This window comes from Streptococcus sp. FSL E2-3494 (assembly GCF_038007085.1).
Classification (GTDB): Bacteria; Bacillota; Bacilli; order Lactobacillales; family Streptococcaceae; genus Streptococcus; species Streptococcus thermophilus.
Genome location: NZ_JBBOWN010000007.1, coordinates 1 through 2806, shown reverse-complemented (window position 1 = coordinate 2806; position 2806 = coordinate 1). Strand labels below are relative to the sequence as shown.

At 35.7% G+C, this 2806-nt stretch carries 4 protein-coding genes and 1 pseudogene; all 5 read right to left on the bottom strand.

The annotated features are described in order from the left end of the window. Positions 1-210: 210 nt before the first annotated feature. Positions 211-1545, bottom strand: a complete 1335-nt coding sequence (locus NST05_RS10995; RefSeq protein ID WP_003045982.1) for an ISLre2 family transposase — start codon at positions 1543-1545, stop codon at positions 211-213. Between the two features lie 184 nt (positions 1546-1729). Further along, positions 1730-2005 carry a hypothetical protein gene (locus tag NST05_RS10990; RefSeq protein WP_003045979.1) on the bottom strand — a complete coding sequence of 92 codons (276 nt, stop codon included), beginning with the start codon at positions 2003-2005 and terminating at the stop codon, positions 1730-1732. Positions 2006-2025: 20 nt separating this feature from the next. Next, positions 2026-2403 carry a replication initiator protein A gene (locus NST05_RS10985; protein WP_003045977.1) on the bottom strand — a complete coding sequence of 126 codons (378 nt, stop codon included), beginning with the start codon at positions 2401-2403 and terminating at the stop codon, positions 2026-2028. A 10-nt stretch (positions 2404-2413) separates the two neighbouring features. Beyond that, positions 2414-2686 carry a hypothetical protein gene (locus NST05_RS10980; RefSeq protein WP_340725831.1) on the bottom strand — a complete coding sequence of 91 codons (273 nt, stop codon included), beginning with the start codon at positions 2684-2686 and terminating at the stop codon, positions 2414-2416. Continuing rightward, positions 2686-2806, bottom strand: a pseudogene (locus NST05_RS10975) (ParA family protein); the annotation flags it as partial. The pseudogene NST05_RS10975 and the gene NST05_RS10980, both read right to left, overlap by 1 nt.

Here is a 2806-nt window from a genome sequence, read left to right as displayed (position 1 = left end):
TATCATAAATTAGAGACTGAGTAAGAAGTGATGGTTCTTACTCGGTAAGTGGTACGCTGTAGGAGGCGTGCCACTTTTTTTATTCGATTAAGTTATATAAATTATAACACACATAGGCACACCAAGCAAGTATTTTCTTTAGAATTGTAGCACAAAAAGCCTTTCTTTTTGAAAGGTTATTGTTATATAACTTGTTGTATAACTTTTTATCTAATTACCAAAACGAAGTCCTCGTTTTCCTTCTCGCTTACTAAAGCGACGTAGCTTATATACACGCTCAATCCGATTAAGTTTTGACTTGATTACACCTGCCGAAACAGACTCTAGCTCAGTCATTTTTTCATATTCCTCTCTCCAGGAACCAAAAAATAAATCTCTGAGTTGTTCCTCATAGTTGAGAACAATTATACGGCTCATTGTCTCTGCTCCCCACACTGTCCAGTACATACCACGCTTCTTCATTCTATAAGTAATTTTACGGTGTTGAGACTCCATAATACCTATCCCTGCATGAGTGAACCCTCTTAATTCAGCTGGCTTAGTGTATTGAAAATTATTGAGTAGCTTTCTCTTAAACTCCTTAAAAGTCTCTAGTTCTTCTTCGGTTGAAATCAATGCTTCTGTCGTATCAAAAACTGTGCGAAGTTTCCCTTTATCATGCTGCTTAATCGCCTGAAAAGCTCTATCCAGAAGCTCTTCTGAATAAGGTTTAAAAAAGGATTTTATCTTTTGGTTAACATGGTATTCATCCCAAAAGTGTTCGTGACGTTTAATTTTCAAGGCCTTAGCAATTTCCTTAAATACATATGGTGTATAACCGTGACCACCGTCAGAATTAGTAATAAGAAGTGTTCTTTCGGTTATCTCATAGGTGTTATAGAGATAGTCTAATACTTGCTCTCTAGCCAACCGATTATCCAAACCAACAAACTCCTTTTTATCTTTTAGCTCAAAACGATTACTACCAACTTTATGACTTCCAGTATGAACTACAAAATGCGATAAATCATAGTGACGGTTATCCGTATCTACGTCACGTGCCTTGACCATCACACCGTCACCTTCAATATAAATCACATCTACCTTATGCTTCTCTCTGCCATCAGTATCTTCATAAAAACGATAGGTTGCACGTTCTGCCAGCAGCTGATCACACAGTTTAACTGCTTGAACAACGGTAGGCTTTGTAATCGTAATATGGTAAGTCATCTGAATAACCTGAGTTACCTTTTCATAAGGCATCATCGTTGATAGTCTAGCAACCTGATACATAAATTCCCAGGAGAAACGCACATTCTTTTTTAACCCAAGTTTCTCATCCACTGGAACAAACCAGTCTTCCCCTTTCTTCCATCGGCGGCGGCGAAACGTAAACTCTCCAAAGGTAAAAGCAACTGTTCGTTCCATTGAGTGAATACAGGTGTATCCTCTAGCTTTCATCACTGGAACCATTTGCTCATCGTATTTAGCTACAAAATCATAAAAATCAAGGGCATTTTGGGCAAGCAGTTGTTCTTTAAGTTCTCGTTCATCAAAGTTTGTCATTGACTCTCTCCCATAAATTAGAATAACGTGCCCTATTTTATAAATTTACTGGAACCTTTTCAAATTTCTTTTTATTCTGTAAAGAAAAAGCCTTCCACAAAATGGAAAGCTCTTATGTTCTATTCGTTTTATTTTTTAGCTTGTTAGAATCTTTGAGAAGGTTCACTTGATCATTGATAAACATCTAAGTTATAAAGACAAATGGAATACCTACAATCATAACGATCCCTGCTTCCAAAAAGTCTGCAATGAATGAAAAGTCACCTGAAAAATGAACACCCACTGCAATTAGAAGAATTGGTAAAAACAGCACAGGAACAAATTTTAACGCTAACAATCCAATGACTAGTAAGAAAAACATATTTAATCCAATTGTCTGGTAGAAAATATAGAGAGCAATTGCTACAATCAACCACCATAAAGTCTGAACCATTTTTTTGAGGGAAACAAAAACAATCATAATCAGTCTCCTAATTTTTACTAATAATATGACAAGATTTCATCAGTCAAGTAAATTCTATTTGGCTGCCCTAAACCTTGCTTTACTTCTACGATAAGGTGTTTTTGTGCCAGAATTTTTTTAACCGAAATCACTGTCGTTTTACTACAATTTAGTGCTTCAGCCAAATCTTCATTTGAGAAGTAAATAAAAATATTCCCTTCATCATCTTGACCTTTATAGATAAAATCTATTGGTTTACGTAACCGATCTAGCAACAAAGCATAAGCTGTAACTCCATTAGCACCAAACTCAGGAAGGCAATGTTCCATCAATGGTCTAGGTACATAAAACTGCCCACTCTCTAAAACTGTTGTCGCAAACTCAGGAATATCACTCATGGTTGAAAGATAATTCATCAGTTTCTCCTTAATCCTTTAATTTACGTTGTAGTTTATTCCACTCTTGGATAATCAATTTTTCTAAATAATCTGAGGCAGACTTCGCCTTATGATAGGAAACCAACTCTTCGAGTTTTTTATAACGGACATCATAATGTAATGAAAAGGGGTAACGTCCCTTTTTATCGTAGCTGTCAGGTGATTTTTGTGCCGCTACTTCTTTACCTAATGATTGTTTTCGTTTTTTAGGTAGCTCCATATCAAAGGTGTCCCTTAATTGAGCAAAACGATTATTTGTCATTATGCTGTCTCTCCTTCTAGTACCGTTAAAATATTTTGATAGACATACTCTATATTATCATAAAATTTCTGATGATCCTGCTTTTGTTTTTCAGTCATTTGTTCACGTTGCTCAAAAACA